The organism is Microbacterium sp. CFSPD4_SD4 (genome assembly GCF_057364585.1).
This window is the reverse complement of the sequence record NZ_JBNFOC010000012.1, coordinates 36,295-55,512: the sequence shown is the minus strand read 5'-3', so window position 1 is coordinate 55,512 and position 19,218 is coordinate 36,295. Positions and strand designations below refer to the sequence as shown.

The following is a 19,218-nucleotide window of genomic DNA, read 5'->3' as shown; positions in this document are numbered from 1 at the left end:
GGGGATCATGGGAGCCAACGAACTATCGATGCAGCTCTGGCGCGAGCGCGAGCTGCTCGAGATGCTGCTTTTCAAGCTCGACGAGCAACAGCTGCTGCTCGCCGCCGGCCGGTCGCACTGGATCCAGTTCGCGGCCAGGGAGATCGATCAGGTGCTCGACCGCCTGCGCGCCGCGAGCCTGGCCAGGGCCGTCGAGGTCGCCGGCGTCGCCGAGGAGTGGGGGGCTCCTCAGGACGCGACGATCGGCCAGCTCATCGAGCACGCCCCGGACGGGGCCTGGGGCGACGTCTTCACCGACCACATGCGCGCGCTCGTGAAGCTGACGGCGGAGGTCGAGCAGATGCGCGACGCCGCCGCGGAGCAGCTCAGCGGAGTACTCCGCGCCACCCAGGAGACCATCGCCGCTCTCGGCCAGGAGAGCGGCGAATACACCACCCGCGGCGACCGCGCCCGCGAGGATGCCGCCCGCATCATCGACACCGAGATGTGACCGAGAGGGATTCATGTCGACTTTCAGTGGACTGACCACCGCCGCCAGCGGCCTCGCCGCCGCGCGGCGGGGCATGGATGTGGTGGGGCAGAACATCGCCAACCAGAAGACCGAGGGGTACACGCGGCAGCGCGTCGAGACCTCCTCCATCGCCGCCGTCGCGCAGACGGGGCGCTTCAGCATGGGCGCGCTCCCCGGACACGGCGTCTCCATCGACGGGGTGTCCCGCCTCGGCGACGCGCTGCTCGACGCCCGGGTCCGCGACACCCTCGGGGCCTCCGGCTACTGGGCCACCCGCGCGCTCGCCGCGACGACCGCCGAGTCGGCGCTCGCGGAACCGACGGACAAGGGCCTCGCGAACCGGCTGACGAACTTCTGGGCGGGGTGGCAGGATCTCGCCAACACCCCCGACTCGGGGGCCGCGGCCGCGAGCATCCTGGAGTCGGCGAAGGAGCTCGCCGCCCACATCTCCGGCGGCTATCGCACCGTCGCCGCGCAGTGGACGGCCGCACGGGGAACGGCCGAGCGCACCGTCAGCCAGGTCAACGCCGCGGCCGACCAGATCGCGGTGCTGAACACCGAGATCCGCGACGCTCTGGCCTCGGGCCGCTCGGCCAACGAGCTCACCGACCGCCGCAATCTGCTCGCCGAGGACGTGGCCCGGCTCGCCGGCGGCACCGCCACCGTGGAGGCGGACGGCACGCTCACGGTCCGCCTCGGCGGCAACGCCCTGGTCTCCGGGGGCGACGCGCGTCACCTCGCCCTGACCGGCGCGGCGACGATCGACGGCGCACCCCGCGTCGGCGTGGTCTGGGAGTCGGTCCCGGATCTTCCCCTCGTGGTCGACGGCGGAGAGCTCGGCGGCTCGCTCGCGGTGCTCGCCCCGGCCGCCGACGGCGGGATGCTGGCACAGCTCGCCGCCACCTACGACCGGGTGGCCACGGCGCTGGCGGAGTCGCTCAACGCGCAGCACCGCGCCGGTGTCACGGCGTCCGGACAGCCCGGGGGCGACTTCTTCACGCTGCCGGCGACCGGCTCCGCCGCGCTCGGGCTGCAGGTGGCCGTCACCTCGGCGGCCGACCTGGCCCTCGCCGCGCCCGGAGCGGGCTCCAAGGACGCGACCAACGCCGACCTCATCTCCCAGATCGGGCAGCGCGCGACCTCTCCGGATGCGCTGTGGACCGACCAGGTGACCCGCTTCGGCGTGTCCACCGCGGCCGATGTGCAGCGTGCGAAGGCGTCGGATGCGGCGGCGGTCGGCGCCGTCGGCGCCCAGCAGTCGGTCGCGGCCGTGGACGGCGACGAGGAGACGATCAGCCTCCTCACGTACCAGACCGCCTATCAGGCGGCGGCCCGCGTGCTCACCGCCGTCGACGAGGCCCTCGACGTCCTCATCAACCGCACGGGCGTCGTCGGACGCTGACCGGAGGAGCCCCATGATCTCTCGCGTGACCCAGACCACGATGACGCAGACGGCGATGCGCCAGCTGCAGTCCAACCTCTCCGAGCTCGCCCGTCTGCAGGAGCAGGCCACGTCGCAGAAGGCGTTCGCCGCGCCCTCGGACGATCCGGCCGCGGCCGCTGCCGCCCTCGCCCTGCACGCCGAGCAGCGCCGCACCGAGCAGTATGCGCGCAACATCGACGACGGCCTGGCGTGGGTGACCGCGGCCGACACGGCGATCACCTCCAGCACCTCGCTGCTCTCGCGGGTGCGGGACCTCACCGCGCAGGGAGCGAACGACGGGGCGCTGGACGCCGCGGCGAAGGAGGCCCTCGCGGTGGAGCTGGAGGGCATCCGCGATGAGCTGCTCTCGCAGGCGAACACCCGGCTGCTCGGGCGGTCCGTGTTCGCGGGTACCTCGGACACGGCGGCCTTCGCCGCCGACTACTCATACAGCGGCGTCGCCGGCTCCGAGGTCACGCGACGTGTGTCCGATGCGGCGGCCGTCCGCGTCGACACCGACGGGGCGGCGGTGTTCGGCACGGGCGACGACTCGGTGTTCGCCCTCGTCGACCGCATCGTCGCCGACCTCCGCTCCGGCACCAACGTCGGACCACGGCTCGCGGAGATCGACGACCGCCGCACGGCGATGCTGGGCGTGCAGGGCGCGGTCGGCACCAGGCAGGCTCAGATCGAACGCGCCAAGGAGGCGGCAGTGCAGAATTCCGTGTCCCTCGAGTCCCGCCGCGCCGCGGTCGAGGACGTCGACTCGGTCGAGGTGCTCATCCGCCTGCAGGCGCAGGAGCTCGTGTACCGCTCGGCGCTCGCGGTGAACGCGCGCGTGCTGCAGCCGTCGCTGATGGACTTCCTGCGATGACCGCCGCGCTCACCTTCACGGCCCCGCCGCCCGGACTGGCACCCCATGTGGACTTCGCCCTCGCACCGGTCGAGGGCGCCGACGGGCTCTTCGCGATGCGGGCGGTCGAGGACGAGGCCCTGCGGCTCTACCTGGTCGACCCGAACACCGTCCTCACGGAGTACGCGCCGACCCTCACGGACGCGCAGGTCGCCGACCTCGCTCTCTCCTCGGCGGACGACGCCTTCGTGCTCGTGGTCGCCCACCCCGCCGCCGAGGGCGTCAGCGTCAACCTGCTGGCACCGGTCGTCGTGAACCGGGCGACGGGAGCGGCGGCGCAGGTCATCCTCGAAGGCCAGGACTACCCCGTGCGGGCGCCGCTGGGCTGACCCGTGCGGGGTCGGATCGCCGGCCGTGACGGGCGGGGTGACGACTACCCTGGAGAGGTGATCCTCGCCGTCGACACCTCCCTTGGCACCGCCGTCGCCCTCATCGACCCGGACGGGACGCGTCGTGCCGAGGCCGGTACCGCCGACCCGCTGGGCCACGCCGAGGTGATCGGCGACCTGGTGCGCGACGTGCTCCGCGAGGGCGGGTCCGACGGCATCACGCACGTCGTGGCGGGAATGGGCCCCGGCCCGTTCACCGGGCTGCGCATCGGCATCGCGACCGCGCGGGCGTTCGCCCTCGGCCGCGGCGTCCCCGTCGTCCCGGTCCCCAGCCACACGGCGGCCGCGCTCACGATCCAGGCCACCGTGACCGGACCGTTCGCCGTCGTCACCGACGCCCGCCGCCGCGAGGTCGCCGTCACCGTGTTCGACGGGCAGGACGAGGACGGGATCCCGCGCACGATCGCCGACACCGTGCTCGTGCGCGCCGCCGACGCCGACGAGCATCTCGCGGGCCTCCGCCGGGTGGACGTGACGACGCTGTCCGCGGTCGACCTCGCCCGGGTGGGGGCGCGGGCGCTCGCCGCCGGCAGGGTCCTCGCCGGCGAGGAGCCGCTCTACCTGCGGCATCCGGACGTCACCCTGCCCGGTGCCCCGAAGAAGGTGGGCGCATGACGCTCCGGGACGCGCGGCCGGACGACCTCGACGCGATCATGGCCATCGAGGAGCGCTCGTTCCCGACCGACGCGTGGAGCCGGGAGACCATCGCGAGCGAGCTGGCGAGCCCGCACGGCCGCTACCTCGTCGACGAGCAGGGCGGGGCGATCGTCGGCTACGGCGGGGTCCGAGCCCTGCAGGGCGGCGCGGACGCCGACATCCAGACCATCGCCCTCCTCGCCGAGGTCCGGGGGCAGGGGCGCGGGCGCGCGCTGCTGCGTGCCCTGCTGCGGACGGCTGCCGCCCGGGGCGCGCACGAGGTGTTCCTCGAGGTGCGCGCCGACAACCCGGCGGCCGAGGGGCTGTATCGCACGGAGGGCTTCGAGGAGATCGGCAGGCGCCCCCGTTACTATCAGCCGGACGACGTCGACGCGATCGTGATGCGTCTGGACCTGCGCCGCCACCCGGCGCCCGCCGATACGCCGGAGGAGGCGACCGCATGAGTGAGCCCCTGGTGCTCGGCATCGAGACGAGCTGCGACGAGACCGGCATCGGCATCGTGCGGGGGCGCACGCTGCTGTCCAACACGATCGCCTCCAGCATGGACGAGCACGCCCGGTACGGCGGCGTCGTGCCGGAGGTCGCCGCCCGCGCGCACCTCGAGGCGCTGCAGCCGGCCATCGACGCCGCCCTGGCCGAGGCCGACGTCCGTCTCGCCGACCTCGATGCGGTGGCGGTGACGAGCGGCCCCGGCCTCGCCGGAGCGCTCATGGTCGGCGTGGGAGCGGCGAAGGGACTCGCCGTCGCCCTCGACAAGCCGCTGTATGCGGTCAACCACCTCGTGGGTCACATCGCGGCCGACATCCTCACCCCGGATGCGGCGCCGCTGGAGTACCCGACGATCGCGCTGCTGGTCTCCGGCGGCCACACCTCCCTGCTCCACGTGCGCGACCTCACGACCGATGTCGAGCTGCTCGGCGAGACCGTGGACGACGCCGCGGGCGAGGCGTTCGACAAGGTCGCCCGGCTGCTGTCCCTGCCGTATCCCGGCGGCCCCGAGATCGACCGGGCCGCGGTCGGCGGAGACCCGGACGCGATCCGCTTCCCGCGCGGGCTCTCGCGTGCCTCGGACCTCGCGAAGCATCGCTACGACTTCTCGTTCTCCGGGCTGAAGACCGCTGTCGCCCGCTGGGTCGAGCGCTTCGAGGCGGAGAACGCCGCCGCGGGCGCCGACGCGCGCGAGCTGCCGATCGCCGACGTCGCCGCGAGCTTCCGGGAGGCCGTCGTCGACGTCCTCGTCACCAAGGCGCTCAACGCCTGCGCCGACCTCGGGGTGCCGCGCCTGCTGCTCGGGGGCGGCGTGATCGCGAATCGCCGGCTCCGCGAGGTCGCGCTGTCGAGGGCCGCCGAGGCCGGGGTCACCGTGCGCATCCCGCCGCTGTCCCTCTGCACGGACAACGGCGCCATGATCGCCGCGCTCGCCGCCGAGCTCATCGCATCGGGGCGTCCCGCCTCGACCCTCGGCTTCGGCGCGGACTCGACGCTGCCGGTCACGGAGATCCAGGTCGCGGAGGCGGTGCCGGCGTGACCGGGCTCGCGCAGGAACCGGAACCGGACGGGGTCGCCCCCGCGCGCGGTCGAGCGCGCGAGCGGGCAGGTCGAGCGCCCGGCCGGGACCGCGCGCCTTCCCGGAGCTCCGCGGGAGGGCTACACGAAGCTCCCCACGGGCCCGGTGGGCATCGAGCCCGTGGTCGTGAGCGGGCCCGACCTCGACCACGGGGAGGAGGACGCCTGGGAGCCGGCGTCCGAGCCCGTGCCCGTGGACGACACGCGGCTGGCGCCGTGGGCGCTGCTTGCGGCGATCGTCGCGCTCGGCGCATCGTTCTTCGTGGGCTGGGGGATCCCGGTCGCGGTCGTCGCCGTGATCGCCGCCATCATGTCGCTGCGCCGCCCCGTCGAGAACCGCGCGATCGCGCGCTGGGCGCTCGTGCTGGGGCTGTGCGCGACCGTGTACAGCCTCGGCTGGCTGGTCTGGGCGGGGATGCAGTTCGAGAGACTCGGCTAGGCGGGATGGCCATGACGGACGACGACGATGTCGAGGAGCGCAGGGCCCTGCAGCGCAAGGCCTTCGGCCCGGGCGGAGGCCTCACGGACGCGGAGGCCGCGCGCCTGCGACAGCTCGACGATGCCCGGCGGCGTCCGTCTCCGGGACCGAGCACGTCGGATCCGATGGCCGGCTCTGTGCAGGAGACCCGGCAGCCCGGTCCTCCGCGGTCCCGGCACTCCCTCGCCACCGTGCCGGACGACGGCGAGACTCCGACAGGAGACGACGCTCCCGTGGTGCTGGACGACGAGAGGGTGGACGACGCCACCCGGACCGACCGCCCCGCCGTTACCGAGGCGCGGCACCGTTCGCGCGGGATGCTCGCGCTCGCCGCGGTCGTCATGGTCCTCCTGGGGCTCGGCATCGGGTGGCTCGCCTTCGGCCGGACCGGCGGTGCCGCGGTCGCGCTCAGCGCCGAGCAGCAGGGGTGGCAGTCCGAACTCATCGCATCCGGGAAGTACGACCCCGGATCGGTGCGCGCCGTCGCGACGGAGGAGGGCGCGGTCGTCTGGATGGCGACACAGAACGGCGGGGCGAGCGTCTGCCTGGTCCTCGGATCGGCGGAGAGCACGACGCCGAGCTGCAACCAGCGGGAAGCCGTCCAGAAGGAAGGACTGTGGGGCGAGGTGACGACGCAGCGGGACGACGAGTACACCCGACAGGTCATGGCGCAGTTGCTCCTCACGCCCGACGGCGAACCGGCGGTGGCCGTCGGCGTCTCGGAGTACGGCTCCGGTGAGGGCAGCGGCATCACCTATGCGAACGAGGAAGAGACCCGCACGGCCGCGCGTCTGGTCGAGGACGGCTTCGACCCCCACTCGATCTGGGTCGTGGGGTACGACCGCGACGTCCCGATCTGGACGGCCTCCGAGGCCGAGACGGGGCGGCAGTGCCTCGTCTACGACGGGGCGACACCGGACGCGCCGAAAGCCTGCGAGACGACGGAGACGCTGCAGGAGCACGACGGTCGGCTGAGGTTGCAGCTGACCGACGCGGAGACCGGCGGCCTGACGACCTACGAGCTGCCGGGCGGTGGCTCCCCGTCCTTCGTGATCATCCGAGAAGGGAGCGACGTCGGTGCGGGAGGAGACTGACCGACCCCAGTCCGGAGACGACGACGCGGAGCGCCGGGCGCTGGAGCGTGCGGCATACGGCCGTGACGGCGGGCTCGACGCTGCCGCAGCCCTCCGGCTGGAGGAGCTCCAGGCGGAGCGCCGCCGCACGGCTCTATCCGCGTCCGAGGAGCCGGCGACGTCCGCACCCCCGGACCCCGGCGGTGCGAAGGAGGTCGCGGACGCTCTCCCGGAGCCGGAGAAAGGGCCGGTCGCGGAAGACGCCGCGCCCGAGGACACGGAGGACATCTCCGCGTCCGAGGCGCCGGCCGCGAACCGCCGCGTTCTCGTGCCGGTGCTCGTGGCGTCGGCGGCTCTCCTCGCGATCGGCGTGGGGGCCGGGTGGGCGCTGTTCGCCCCGCGACCGGACGCGTTCCCCCTGACGGAGGCGCAGGAGGACCGGCGGATCGAACTCGCCGGGGAGGACTACGATCCCGGCTCCGTCCGCCCGGTGGGAGAGGCGGAGGGGGCGCTCGCCTGGTTCGCCACACAGGACGACGGGGCCACCCGGTGCCTGATCCTCGACGTGGGCGCCGACTCCCAGTCGACCTGCCTGGCCGGGGAGGAGGTGGGGACGGGCCTGTACGCCTCGCTCCCCGTGCCGGTCTCCTCCGCGGACGACGAGGAGAGCTCCTTCTCCTTCGACAGCGTGACGGCGGTCATGCTCTTCTCCACCACGGACGAGCCGATGGTGAGCATCCAGCGCTGGGGAGGCAGCTCCACGCTCGTCGCCCAGTTCGGCGAGGCGGAGCGCGCGAGGGCGGAAGAGCTCGTCGGCGACGGCTATGACCTCAACCTCTCCGTCCTCGGGTCGTTCCGCGAGCAGCCGGTCTGGCTCGGCGACCGCAGCACGGAGAGCGGGCCCTCCCAGCGCTGCCTGATCGTCGACGCCGACGGCTCGCGCCAGTGCGCCACGATCGACGAAGCCGTCCAGTCCGGGCTCCGCGTGCAGTTGCTCGACGTCGACCAGGAGACCGGGGAGCTGCTGTCGGCATCCGTCATCGAGGTGGACTTCACGCGCTGGCAGACGCCCTATCTCACCGTGACCTCGGGCCCCGCCGTCGTCGACGCGGCGACGGGCGAGTCCTACCTCGTGACCACCGGCCCGCCCGGGGATCCGATCCGCGTCGACATCCCGGGCCGCGACCCGGAGGGCTGACACGCTCTCAGTCCGCGGCGGGCACCCGGTCGGCGAGGATCGCGCGGCGCTGATCGCCGAACCGGGCGAGGATCAGGGTCGCCTCGGCGTCGCCGCGCAGGGTCAGCTTGCGCCGGAAGGCCGCCGGATCGACGTCCACCCCGCGCTTCTTGATCTCGATGCGGCCGATGCCGTGGGTCTTCAAGGCCGCGTTGATCGTCTTCGGCGTGATCGGCAGCGTCTCCCGGACGCGGAAGGACTGCACGAACGGGCTCGTCAGGGCGGCGTCCGAGGTCAGGTAGGCGATGCGCGGATCGAGCATCCCCGCATCGAGGCTGCGGGCGACGTCGCCGATGAGCCGGGCCCGGATGACGGCCCCGTCCGGCTCGTGGAGGAAGGCCCCGAGCGCACGGACCGGAGCATCCTCGGCATCCGCGGATCCGGTGAGCTCGTGCGAGCGCTCGCCGCGGATGACGAGAGCGGAGCGCCGCACCCCTTCCCTCGCGAGCTCGCGCGACCACACCACGAGCTCGACCACGCTCCCGTCGGCGCTGACCCACTGCGTCTCCGCGTCCGTGGGCAGGCGGTCGCGGTCGTGGGCGGGGCCGAGCTTGATCCCGGTGGGGCGCTGCGCGGCGACGGCGAACGCCCAGTCGAGCGACGGCGAGTAGTCGTCGGCGGAGACGCGCCGGGTCTCGCTGTGCCCGGAGGTGCGGCGGGCGGGGTCCATCCAGATCGCCTGGCCGGGGACCGGTTCTCCGAGGGCCTCCTCCGCGGTCGCGTGGCGTACTGTGGCGTCCTCCCCGAACGGGGCGAGGTTGTAGGCGGCGAAGGCCGCGGTCACCTCGTCGGCGTCCACGGCGTGCACCGCCAGTCCGGCGCCGGCGAACGCGAGGGCGTCGCCGCCGATCCCGCAGCCGAGGTCGGCGACGCTCGTGAGGCCGGCCCGGCGGATCCGCTGGCGTGGCGGGCGGCCACTCCGAGGCGTGTGGCCTGCTCGAGGCCCGCGCGGGTGAAGAGCATGCGGGCGGCGAACGGGCCGAACTTCGCCGTGGCCTTGGCGCGCAGGTGCGCCTGGCCGACGACGGCGGAGACGAGGTCGGGGGAGTGGCCGGCGGCGCGCAGCCGGGAGACGGCTGCGGCCGCCTCGGCGGTGGAGGTGACCGGCCCGAGCGCATCGAGCAGCTCGAGGCCGGCGGGGGTCAGCAGGGCGCGCAGCTCGGACATCTCCACCCTCCCACCCTAGGACCCGGTCGCCGCCGGATCGGGGTTGGCACTCGCATTGCATGAGTGCCAGCCGACCGCCTACACTGGCATTAGCACTCTCGGGTTGAGAGTGCGAACGAGTCTTTCGTGTCAGCGTCAAGAAAGAAGAGGTAGACCGTGTCGGTTTCCATCAAGCCGCTCGAGGACCGCATCGTCATCAAGCAGGTCGAGGCCGAGCAGACCACCGCGAGTGGCCTGGTCATCCCCGACACCGCCAAGGAGAAGCCCCAGGAGGGCGAGGTCGTGGCGGTCGGCCCCGGCCGTATCGACGACAACGGCAACCGCGTTCCGCTCGACGTCGCCGTCGGCGACCGCGTGCTCTACAGCAAGTACGGCGGCACCGAGGTGAAGTTCGGCGCGGACGAGTTCCTCGTCCTGTCGGCTCGCGACGTCCTGGCGGTCGTCGTCCGCTGATCGCACACCCGGTTCCCTCCGCTCGCCGGACGGGAACCCGGTCCGCAGAAGAGGGCCCGGATGCATCGGCATCCGGGCCCTCTTCTGCGTCCCGAACGGCGCGTCGCCCGGCGGCGCAGGCATAGGGTTGTGCGGTGACCGTTGAGACGACCCGCGCCACCCGGACGGCGGGCGTCGCCTACGCCGGGAGCGCCTACCTGCTGTGGGGCGTCCTGCCCCTCTACTTCCTCCTGCTGCAGCCCACCGGTCCGTGGGAGGTCGTCGCCTGGCGGGTGCTGCTCTCCTTCGTCTTCTGTCTCCTGCTGCTCACGGTCACGAGGGGATGGGCCGCCTTCCTCGCGATCGTCCGGAGTCCGCGGCTGCTGGGGTGGACGGCCCTGGCCGGCCTCCTCATCTACGTCAACTGGCAGGTCTTCGTCCTCGGCACGCTGAGCGGGAACGTGGTGGAGACGGCGCTCGGCTATTTCATCAACCCGATCACGACGGTGCTGCTCGGCGTCTTCGTGCTCAAGGAGCGCATCCGCCGGCTGCAGTGGGTGGCCGTCGGTATCGCGGCCATCGCGGTCGTGGTCATCGTCGTGGCGTACGGCCACGTCCCCTGGATCGCCTTGACGCTCACGGCCTCCTTCGGCCTGTACGGGCTCATCAAGAAGAAGATCGGCCCCGCCGTCGACGCGGTCAGCGGGCTGACGCTCGAGTCGTTCTGGCTGATCCCCATCGCGGTGGTGCAGCTCGTGATCGTGGCGACGACGCCGGCCGGCCTCACCATGGGGACCGCGGGCTGGCCGCATGCCGTGCTGCTCGCGTTCGCGGGAGTGGCGACGGCCGTCCCTCTGCTGCTGTTCGCGGCCGGCACGCGTCGTGTCGATCTCGCCGTCATCGGCATGCTGCAGTTCCTCACCCCGATCCTCCAGTTCCTGATCGGGGTCGTCGTGCTGCACGAGCCGATGCCGCCGGAGCGCTGGATCGGGTTCGTCCTGGTGTGGATCGCGATCGCGGTCTTCGTCGTCGATCTGCTCCTCGCCGCACGGCGCGGCCGTCGGGACACCCCCGCCGCGGGGCTCTGATCCCGCCCGCCCACCGGCGGAAACAGCGGTCCTGGATCGTTAACGCACCGAGATACTTGCCCCTCCTGCGCGCGGGGCGCACGCCCTAGTGTTAGAGCACCCGACTGTGGTCACCATCCACGTTCGTTTACGCAAGGGAGCATCATGAACGCACTGAAGGGCTCGCGCAGCGCGAGGATCTTCGCCGGGATCGCGCTGGTCAGCGCCTCCGCCCTCATCATCGCGGGCTGCAGCAGCACGCCGAACGCGGAGCCGTCGGACGGGGGTGGCGACAAGCCCGCCGCCGACCTGACGCTCAAGCTCGGTTCGCTGCTGCCCGCCACCGGTACGCTCGCGTTCCTGGGCGCGCCGATGGAGGCCGGCGTCCAGCTCGCCGTGGACCAGATCAACGAGGCCGACGCCGGCATCACGATCGACCTCAGCACGGCCGACGAGGGCGACCTCGACAACAAGGCCTACGAGACCTCCATCACCAACCTGCGCAACGACGGCATCACCGCCATGATCGGCGCGGCGTCCTCGAGCGTCACCAAGCTCATCCTCGACGGCAACGCGGGTGCCGACATCCTGACGGTGTCCCCGTCCAACACCTCGCCGGACTTCACGGGCATCAACCCGCTGTACTTCCGCACCGCGCCGAGCGACAACCTGCAGGGCGAGGTGCTCGGCAACGAGATCGCCGAGGACGGTCACAAGACGCTGGGCATCATCTACCAGAACGACCCGTACGGCACGGGGCTGTTCGAGGCGATCAAGGCCACCTTCGAGAGCACCGGCGGCGAGGTCGTCGCCGACGCCTCGTACAACCAGGGCGACGGACAGTTCAACGCCCAGGTCTCGGAGATCGCCGCGGCCAAGCCGGATGCGGTCGCCGTCGTCTCCTACGACCAGTTCGCCACGATCGCGCCGCTGCTCGGCAACGCCGGGGTCGACACGGGGTCGCTGTACCTCGTCGACGGCAACCTCAAGGACTGGGGTGCGGACGTGTCGGTCAGCCTCGAGGGCTCGAAGGGCACCCGCGCCGGCGCCGAGCTGCCGCAGGACTTCCTCGACCAGCTGAACGCGGTCTGGACGGCCGAGGGCAACGACCCGATCGACGCCGTGACGTACTCGGCCGAGGCGTACGACGCCGTGGTGCTGATCGCTCTGGCCGCGCTGAAGGCCGGCTCGGTCGAGGGCCCGGACATCGCCGCGGAGATGATCACCGTCTCCGGTGGTGACGGCGACGGCGAGAAGTGCGACAACTACGCCGACTGCGCCGCGATCATCAACGACGGCGGCACGCCGGACTACGACGGCCTCTCCGGTGAGATCACGTTCGACGAGAACAACGACCCGAAGGGCGCTGCCATCGGCGTCTACGAATTCGACTCCGAGAACGTCACCTCGCGCATCAAGTAACGCAGCGACGACGAAGGCCCCGGATGCTTCGGCATCCGGGGCCTTCGTCGTTCCTGGGCCGCGTCTCAGGCCGCGTCGGTCCCGAGGGTGCCGAGGTAGAGGCCGATGACCTTCGGGTCGTTCAGCAGCTCCCGGCCGGTGCCCTCGTAGGCGTCCTTGCCCTGGTCGAGCACATAGCCGCGGTCGCAGATCTGCAGGCACCGGCGGGCGTTCTGCTCGACCATGATCGTCGTGACGCCCGCCTTGTTGATGTCGGAGACGCGGATGAAGGCGTCGTCCTGTCGCACGGGGGAGAGGCCGGCGGACGGCTCGTCCAGCAGCAGCACCGAGGGGTCCATCATGAGCGCGCGCGACATGGCCACCATCTGCCGCTCACCGCCGGAGAGCGAGCCGGCCCGCTGCTTCAGGCGCTTGCCGATCTCGGCGAAGATGCTGCTGACGAACTCGAGCCGCTCCGCGAAGATCTTCGGGTTCTGGTAGAGGCCCATCTCCAGGTTCTCCTGGATGGTGAGCGACGGGAACACGTTGTTCGTCTGCGGCACGAAGGCCACACCGCGGCGCACGAGCTTGTCGGCCTTGAGACCGACGATGCTCTCGCCGTTGACCGTGATGTCGCCCTCGCGGACGTTCACCATGCCGAAGATCGCCTTGAGGAGCGTCGACTTCCCGGCGCCGTTCGGGCCGATGATGCCGATGAGCTCACCCTGGCGGGCGACGAGGTTGGCGCCGTTGAGGATGTTGACTCCCGGCAGGTAGCCGGCGTGCACGTCCTTCAGCTCGACGACCACGTCGTCGGCCCGGGCGGCGCCCTCGGCGGGGGTTGCGGTGCTCATGCCTTGCCCTCCTCGGCGGCGTCCTCGGCCTCGACCTCGGCCTCGACCTCTGTCTCGATCTGCTCGCGGATGCGCTCCGCGTCGGCGTCGGAGATCACCGGGAGACGGCCGGTGACGGCGCCGAGGTCCACGTCCTGGTGGGCGCCGAGGTAGGCGTCCACCACCGCGGGGTCCTCCATGACGGTCTCCGGCGGCCCCTCGGCCACCACGCGCCCCTCGGCCATCACGACCACCCAGTCGGCGATGTGACGGACCATGTGCATGTCGTGCTCCACGAACAGCACGGTCATCCCGAGGTCCTTGAGGTCGAGGATGTGATCGAGGAGCGACTGCGTGAGGGCGGGGTTCACCCCGGCCATCGGCTCGTCGAGCATCACCAGGCTCGGGTCGCTCATGAGGGCCCTGGCCATCTCCAGCAGCTTGCGCTGCCCGCCGGAGAGCGACGCCGCGAAGTCCTGCTCCTTGGCGTCGAGCTTGAAGCGCACGAGGAGCTCGTGGGCGCGCTGCTCGATCTCCTGCTCCTGCTTGCGCCAGAGGAAGGGGAACAGCCCTGCCCAGAAGCCCTCGCCGCGCTGGTCCTTCGCGCCGAGCTTCATGTTCTCCAGCACGGTCAGCAGCGACAGCGACTTGGTGAGCTGGAAGGTGCGCACCTGTCCCATCCGGGCGACCTTGAACGACGGGATGCCGGACAGGTTCTTGCCGTCGTAGGACCACGTGCCGCTGTTGGGCTTGTCGAAGCCGCACAGGAGATTGAACAGCGTGGTCTTGCCGGCGCCGTTGGGGCCGATGAGCGCCGTGATGGCGCCGCGCGGGATCTCAAGGTGGTCGACGTCGACCGCCGTGAGGCCGCCGAAGCGCCGCTGCACGGCGTCCACGACGAGGATCGGGTCGACCTTCTTGACTCCGGGGGCGACGGGACCCGCGGCGAGGCCGGTGGTCTTGGCGCGGGGAGCGCTCTTCGCGGGCGTGACGGCCGCGTCGTTCTCACTTGACAAAGGTCATCTCCCTCTTGTTCCCCAGGATGCCCTGCGGGCGGAACACGACGATGAGCATCAGCACGATGCCGATGAGGATGTAGCGCACCACGTCGGCCTGAGCGCTCGTCATGGGCAGGTAGCCGGCCGTGGCCATCGCGGGGAGGAGCGCGCCGAGGAAGGCGAACACCACCCAGAACAGGACGGCGCCGAGCGTCGGGCCGAACACCGTGGCCGCGCCGCCGAGGAGCAGGATCGTCCACAGGAAGAACGTCAGCGACGTCGAGTAGCTGCCGGGGATGACCGCCGACGGCAGGACGAAGACGATGCCGCCGAGCGCACCGATCACACCGCCCACCACGAGCGCCTGCATCTTGTAGGCGAAGACGTTCTTGCCGAGCGAGCGCACGGCGTCCTCGTCCTCGCGGATGCCCTTGAGCACCCGGCCCCACGGGCTGCGCATGAGCGCCCAGACCACGAGGATCGTCAGAGCGAGCGTGAGCAGACCGAACACCCGCACCCAGAGGTCGTTGGCGTTGTACGTCCACGGGCCGAAGCCATAGGTCCCCGGGGGGAACGGGTTGGCGTCGCGGAAGCTCTGGTGGTACCCGGACAGACCGCCCGCGGAGTTCGTCCAGTCCTTGAAGAGCTCGGTGACGAACATCAGGCGGACGACCTCGGCGGCCGCGATGGTCGCGATGGCGAGGTAGTCGGCGCGCAGCCGCAGGGTCGGGATGCCCAGCAGCAGGGCGAAGAGCGCGCCGCCGGTGATGCCGACGAGCACGCCCAGCCACCACGGGAATCCGAAGGTGAGGATCGAGATCGCGTAGCCGTAGCCGCCGATCGCCATGAACGCCGCCATGCCGAAGTTGAGCAGACCCGTGTACCCGAAGTGCACCGCGAGGCCGGTGGCCGCGAGCGCGTAGGCGATCGTCGTCGGGCTGAACAGGTAGGAGGCGGTGTTGCCGAAGATGCTTCCGAAGTCCATGCGTCAGCCCAACCTTTCCTTGCGTCCGAGGATGCCCTGCGGTCGCACGAGCAGGATGATGATCAGCGCGACGAGGGCGCTGGCGTACTTGAGGTCGGTCGGCACTCCGAGGAGCGTGGAGACCTCGACGGCGAGGCCGACGATGATCGAGCCGATCAGGGCGCCGATCGCGGAGCCGAGGCCGCCGAGCGTGATGGCGCAGAACATCAGCAGCAGCATCTGCATGCCCATGTCCCACTTCACGCCGGGGCGGAAGTACGCCCAGAGGATGCCGGAGATCGCGGCCAGGGTACCGGCGAGGATCCAGACGACGCGGATGACCTTGTCCACGTCGATGCCGGAGGCGGCGGCGAGCTGCGGGTTGTCCGAGATCGCCCTCGTCGCCTTCCCGGTGCGGGTGCGGGTGAGGAAGAACGCGACGCCGAGGATCACGATGATGCTCGTGGCCATGCCGATCATGTCGATGTACGACAGGGAGATCGGACCGAGGCGGATCGGCTCCGGACTCGCGCCGGGCAGCTGGTAGGTGTTGCCGCCGATGATGTACTGCAGGCCGTAGCGCAGGGCCAGGGAGAGGCCGATGCTGACGATCATGAGCTGGACGACGCCCAGACCACGGCGCCGCAGCGGCTTCCAGATGCCGGCGTCCAGCGCCCAGCCGAGCGCCGCGCCGCCGATGACCGCGGCGATGATGCCGGCCCACAGCGGGAGCTGCCAGAAGGAGGTGACGACGAGGGTGATCACCGCGCCCCACGTCACCATCTCGCCGTGCGCGAAGTTCGACAGCCGGGTCGTGCCGTAGATGAGTGCGGCGCCCATCGAGGCGAGCCCCAGCAGGAGCCCGAAGTTCAGACCGCCCACCAGGCGCGACAGGAGCTGATCGAGGAAGGAGACGGTCACCCGCTCGCCCTCGCCGAGGAAGAGGTTGACGATCTTCGTCCCGGTGAGACCGAACTCCAGCTCGAACGAGGCGGTGGTGCCGGCGACGGGCTGGATGCCCTCGGGAAGCTGCGTCGCGTCGACGATCACGCCGTCCGGAAGCGTGGACTCGTCCACCGTGAGGGTGTACGTCTCCTTCTCCGGCACGTAGAGGCGCCACTTGCCCTCGGCGTCCGTCTCGGTCTCGGCGTCGAAGCCGTTGCCCTCGATCGTCATGACGACGCCTTCGACGGGCTCGTCGCCGTTGGTGACGACGCCGGCGAAGTAGAAGTCGGTGACCTCCTGCCCGTCGTCCGTGGTCTCGGCGGAGGCCGCTGAGGGAGGGAGCAGGAGCGATGCCGCGAGCGCCATCAGGATTCCGAAGAAGGCGAAGGCCCAAGGGCGCTTTCGCGGTCCGGCGAGTGCTGTGGGTCCCACGCAACCTCCACTGTGAGTGCTGTCTCCGCGGGCTCGGGTCGAACCGCGGGGATGGACGACGCACTTGAGCGTAATGGGCGATCGGCGAATCACCTATCGTCCCGGCCAACGGTCCGGTAACGACAGGGCCCTGGGAATGTTCTCGGGCGTGTCTCGCTTAGAATCTCCATACGGGTCACGCCCGCGCACCGGCCGACGTCGACCCCCCATTCGCACCCGGATCCGCGCCACTCGCGCAGGAGGAGATTCCATGGACCAGCACGATCCCTTCGGCTTCGTCGGACTGACCTACGATGACGTGCTGCTGCTCCCCGGGCACACCGACGTCATCCCCAGTGAGGCCGACACGTCGTCCCGGATCACCCGACGGATCTCCGTCGCGACGCCGCTGCTCTCCAGCGCGATGGACACGGTGACCGAATCCCGCATGGCGATCGCCATGGCCCGGGAGGGCGGCATCGGCATCCTGCACCGCAACCTCTCGATCGCCGACCAGGCCGCGCACGTCGACCGCGTGAAGCGCAGCGAGTCCGGCATGATCACCGACCCGATCACCACGACGCAGGACGCGACGGTGGAGGAGGTCGACGCGCTGTGCGCCAAGTACCGGATCTCCGGCCTCCCGGTCGTGGACGACGAGGGTCGCCTGGTGGGCATCATCACGAACCGCGACATGCGCTTCGTCTCCGGCTTCGAGCGTCAGAGCACGTTCGTCAAGGACGTCATGACGAGGGAGAACCTCGTCACCGCCCCCGTCGGCGTCGCCGCGGGCGAGGTCATCGCGCTGTTCGCGAAGCACCGCGTCGAGAAGCTGCCCCTCATCGACGAGGACGGCAAGCTCGCCGGCCTCATCACCATCAAGGACTTCGACAAGAGCGAGAAGTACCCGCTCGCCACCAAGGACGACCAGGGCCGCCTGCGGGTGGGCGCGGCGATCGGCTTCTTCGGCGACGCGTGGGAGCGCGCCGAGGCCCTCCGCGACGCCGGGGTGGACGTGCTCGTCGTGGACACCGCCAACGGGCAGTCGCAGGGCGTGATCGACCTCGTCAAGCGCCTCAAGGCCGACGAGTCGTTCGCCCACATCGACGTGATCGGCGGCAACGTCGCCACCCGCGAGGGCGCGCAGGCGCTCGTGGACGCGGGCGTCGACGCGGTCAAGGTGGGCGTGGGCCCCGGCTCGATCTGCACCACCCGCGTGGTCGCCGGTGTCGGCGTGCCGCAGGTCACCGCCGTCTACGAGGCCTCGCTCGCGGCGCGCCCCGCCGGCGTCCCGGTGATCGCCGACGGCGGCCTGCAGTACTCGGGCGACATCGCGAAGGCGCTCGTCGCCGGTGCCGACGCCGTGATGCTCGGCTCGCTCCTGGCCGGCACGGACGAGTCGCCGGGCGAGATCGTCTTCCAGTCGGGCAAGCAGTTCAAGCAGTACCGCGGCATGGGCTCGCTCGGTGCCATGCAGACGCGCGGCAAGCAGACGTCCTACTCGAAGGACCGCTACTTCCAGGCCGACGTGCCCAGCGACGACAAGCTGATCCCGGAGGGCATCGAGGGCCAGGTCCCCTACCGCGGCCCGCTCTCGGCCGTCGCCTACCAGCTCGTCGGCGGCCTGCGGCAGTCGATGTTCTACGTCGGCGCCCGCACCATCGAGGAGCTCAAGCAGCGCGGCAAGTTCGTGCGCATCACCTCGGCCGGGCTCAAGGAGTCGCACCCGCACGACGTGCAGATCGTCGTCGAGGCGCCGAACTACAAGAAGTGACCGCGACCCCCGCAGGGGGACGCACGAGGGGCCGGATGCGCTGCATCCGGCCCCTCGCCGTTCGCGGTGCGGTCAGCCGCAGCGGTAGGTGACGCCGCCGACGTCCCAGACCCCGGGGCCCAGCTCGGCGCACGTCCCGATCACGCCGGCCAGCACGGTCGCCAGCAGGATGATGCCGATGATCGCGAAGATCGTCAGGACGGCGCCGACGATGATGCCGGCGATCGCGATGCCCTTGGGAGCCTTCGCTTTGCCGAGCTGCACGGCGGCGATGATGCTGAGGATGAGGCCGACCGGCGGCAGCAGGAACGCCAGCACGAGGCCGATGATCGACAGCACCCGCCCCGGGGGCGACGTCGGCACGTCCTGCGCGGAGGCGGTGCCGGGCGGGGGAGCGGAGGCGGCGGGATACGGCGAGGGCGTGCTGCTGGGCGGCGGCGGGTTGTAGGGCGGCGGGGCGTCGGGCGGCGGTGCGTCGGTCATGATCTCTCCTCGGTTCCGGTCGTAGCCCAGAGCGTAGCGACGGCGGGACGGGCATGCCATCCCCCTTTCGCGGCCCGTGAGCCGCGCGTACGGTGCCGGTATGTGCCGAAACATCGTGCCTCTGAACAACCTCGAGCCCGCGGCCACCGACGAGGAGTGCCGCGAGGCTGCGCTCCAGTTCGTCCGCAAGATCTCCGGGACGACGGCGCCGTCGCGGGCGAACCGTGAGGTCTTCGATCGCGCGGTGGCCGAGATCGCCGTGGCCACGCGGCGGCTGCTCGATGATCTCGTGACCTCGGCGCCGCCCAAGAACCGCGAGGAGCAGGCGGCGAAGAGGCGGGCGCGATCGGCGGAGCGGTACGAGGCGATCCGGCTCTACCAGGAGGAGAAGCGGGCGGCGCGCGCGGGCTGAAGCGCTGCGGGCCGGGGGTGGAGCCCTGTGCCAGAATCGACGTACCCCGCTCGACTTTCCCTGCGGCCCGGTGATGAAGGCACC

20 protein-coding genes and 1 pseudogene are annotated in these 19,218 nt (G+C 71.4%); 15 read left to right on the top strand and 6 right to left on the bottom strand.

Annotated elements, in window-relative coordinates; all coding sequences use genetic code 11:
• Positions 1-7 precede the first annotated feature (7 nt).
• The 10 genes from flgN to AC2W7E_RS14525 all read left to right on the top strand — a co-directional run bounded on the left by flgN (position 8) and on the right by AC2W7E_RS14525 (position 8,208).
• The gene (gene flgN, locus AC2W7E_RS14570) at positions 8-490 is read left to right on the top strand and encodes a flagellar export chaperone FlgN (RefSeq protein WP_025104341.1); all 483 of its coding nucleotides are present in this window, start codon (positions 8-10) and stop codon (positions 488-490) included.
• Between the two features lie 13 nt (positions 491-503).
• The gene (flgK, locus tag AC2W7E_RS14565) at positions 504-1,913 is read left to right on the top strand and encodes a flagellar hook-associated protein FlgK (protein WP_085605847.1); all 1,410 of its coding nucleotides are present in this window, start codon (positions 504-506) and stop codon (positions 1,911-1,913) included.
• A gap of 13 nt (positions 1,914-1,926) precedes the next feature.
• A complete protein-coding gene (gene flgL, locus AC2W7E_RS14560) occupies positions 1,927-2,808 on the top strand; it encodes a flagellar hook-associated protein FlgL (RefSeq protein ID WP_060923324.1) in 882 nt (293 codons plus the stop codon).
• Entirely contained in the window at positions 2,805-3,176 is a 372-nt protein-coding gene (locus AC2W7E_RS14555; protein WP_085605846.1) for a flagellar assembly protein FliW, read from the top strand. The genes flgL and AC2W7E_RS14555 overlap by 4 nt, the downstream gene beginning before the upstream one ends.
• A 57-nt stretch (positions 3,177-3,233) precedes the next feature.
• Positions 3,234-3,851 carry a tRNA (adenosine(37)-N6)-threonylcarbamoyltransferase complex dimerization subunit type 1 TsaB gene (gene tsaB / locus AC2W7E_RS14550; RefSeq protein ID WP_025104337.1) on the top strand — a complete coding sequence of 206 codons (618 nt, stop codon included), beginning with the start codon at positions 3,234-3,236 and terminating at the stop codon, positions 3,849-3,851.
• The gene (gene rimI / locus AC2W7E_RS14545) at positions 3,848-4,336 is read left to right on the top strand and encodes a ribosomal protein S18-alanine N-acetyltransferase (RefSeq protein ID WP_485989382.1); all 489 of its coding nucleotides are present in this window, start codon (positions 3,848-3,850) and stop codon (positions 4,334-4,336) included. The genes tsaB and rimI overlap by 4 nt, the downstream gene beginning before the upstream one ends.
• A complete protein-coding gene (tsaD, locus tag AC2W7E_RS14540; RefSeq protein ID WP_025104335.1) occupies positions 4,333-5,421 on the top strand; it encodes a tRNA (adenosine(37)-N6)-threonylcarbamoyltransferase complex transferase subunit TsaD in 1,089 nt (362 codons plus the stop codon). The genes rimI and tsaD overlap by 4 nt, the downstream gene beginning before the upstream one ends.
• A 165-nt stretch (positions 5,422-5,586) precedes the next feature.
• Positions 5,587-5,898 carry a hypothetical protein gene (locus tag AC2W7E_RS14535; protein WP_485989381.1) on the top strand — a complete coding sequence of 104 codons (312 nt, stop codon included), beginning with the start codon at positions 5,587-5,589 and terminating at the stop codon, positions 5,896-5,898.
• 11 nt (positions 5,899-5,909) lie between these two features.
• Positions 5,910-7,031 carry a hypothetical protein gene (locus tag AC2W7E_RS14530; protein ID WP_485989380.1) on the top strand — a complete coding sequence of 374 codons (1,122 nt, stop codon included), beginning with the start codon at positions 5,910-5,912 and terminating at the stop codon, positions 7,029-7,031.
• Positions 7,015-8,208: a hypothetical protein gene (locus tag AC2W7E_RS14525; protein ID WP_485989379.1), complete on the top strand. Its 1,194-nt coding sequence runs from the start codon at positions 7,015-7,017 to the stop codon at positions 8,206-8,208. The genes AC2W7E_RS14530 and AC2W7E_RS14525 overlap by 17 nt, the downstream gene beginning before the upstream one ends.
• 7 nt (positions 8,209-8,215) lie before the next feature.
• On the opposite strand, the pseudogene AC2W7E_RS14520 reads toward AC2W7E_RS14525, so the two are convergent.
• Positions 8,216-9,420 (bottom strand): annotated as a pseudogene (locus AC2W7E_RS14520) (class I SAM-dependent methyltransferase).
• A 150-nt stretch (positions 9,421-9,570) separates the two neighbouring features.
• On the opposite strand from AC2W7E_RS14520, the gene groES reads away from it, so the two are divergent.
• From groES to AC2W7E_RS14505, 3 genes are all read left to right on the top strand, one after another.
• A complete protein-coding gene (gene groES / locus AC2W7E_RS14515; RefSeq protein ID WP_017203655.1) occupies positions 9,571-9,867 on the top strand; it encodes a co-chaperone GroES in 297 nt (98 codons plus the stop codon).
• A gap of 134 nt (positions 9,868-10,001) precedes the next feature.
• Positions 10,002-10,934: an EamA family transporter RarD gene (rarD, locus tag AC2W7E_RS14510; protein ID WP_126894305.1), complete on the top strand. Its 933-nt coding sequence runs from the start codon at positions 10,002-10,004 to the stop codon at positions 10,932-10,934.
• A 144-nt stretch (positions 10,935-11,078) separates the two neighbouring features.
• Positions 11,079-12,335, top strand: coding sequence for an ABC transporter substrate-binding protein (locus AC2W7E_RS14505; RefSeq protein WP_025103729.1), 1,257 nt, complete (start codon positions 11,079-11,081; stop codon positions 12,333-12,335).
• A 65-nt stretch (positions 12,336-12,400) separates the two neighbouring features.
• On the opposite strand, the gene AC2W7E_RS14500 is transcribed toward AC2W7E_RS14505, so the two are convergent.
• From AC2W7E_RS14500 to AC2W7E_RS14485, 4 genes are read right to left on the bottom strand one after another with little or no spacing between them, the layout of a single operon-like run.
• A complete protein-coding gene (locus AC2W7E_RS14500) occupies positions 12,401-13,168 on the bottom strand; it encodes an ABC transporter ATP-binding protein (protein WP_485989378.1) in 768 nt (255 codons plus the stop codon).
• Positions 13,165-14,163, bottom strand: a complete 999-nt coding sequence (locus AC2W7E_RS14495; RefSeq protein ID WP_485989376.1) for an ABC transporter ATP-binding protein — start codon at positions 14,161-14,163, stop codon at positions 13,165-13,167. Before AC2W7E_RS14495 ends, AC2W7E_RS14500 begins: the two co-directional genes overlap by 4 nt.
• Positions 14,153-15,130, bottom strand: coding sequence for a branched-chain amino acid ABC transporter permease (locus AC2W7E_RS14490; protein ID WP_025103732.1), 978 nt, complete (start codon positions 15,128-15,130; stop codon positions 14,153-14,155). Before AC2W7E_RS14490 ends, AC2W7E_RS14495 begins: the two co-directional genes overlap by 11 nt.
• A gap of 3 nt (positions 15,131-15,133) precedes the next feature.
• Positions 15,134-16,420, bottom strand: a complete 1,287-nt coding sequence (locus AC2W7E_RS14485) for a branched-chain amino acid ABC transporter permease (RefSeq protein ID WP_085605837.1) — start codon at positions 16,418-16,420, stop codon at positions 15,134-15,136.
• Between the two features lie 316 nt (positions 16,421-16,736).
• Here AC2W7E_RS14485 and guaB point away from each other — a divergent pair, with 316 nt between their 5' ends.
• Complete coding sequence (gene guaB / locus AC2W7E_RS14480; protein WP_025103734.1) at positions 16,737-18,239, top strand: IMP dehydrogenase; 1,503 nt, start codon at positions 16,737-16,739, stop codon at positions 18,237-18,239.
• A gap of 72 nt (positions 18,240-18,311) precedes the next feature.
• Here the strand turns inward: guaB and AC2W7E_RS14475 are convergent, their stop codons facing one another.
• On the bottom strand, positions 18,312-18,722 hold the full coding sequence (locus AC2W7E_RS14475) for a hypothetical protein (RefSeq protein WP_085605835.1): 411 nt from the start codon (positions 18,720-18,722) through the stop codon (positions 18,312-18,314).
• A gap of 100 nt (positions 18,723-18,822) precedes the next feature.
• Here AC2W7E_RS14475 and AC2W7E_RS14470 point away from each other — a divergent pair, with 100 nt between their 5' ends.
• Positions 18,823-19,134, top strand: a complete 312-nt coding sequence (locus tag AC2W7E_RS14470; protein ID WP_025103736.1) for a DUF2277 domain-containing protein — start codon at positions 18,823-18,825, stop codon at positions 19,132-19,134.
• Positions 19,135-19,218 lie beyond the last annotated feature (84 nt).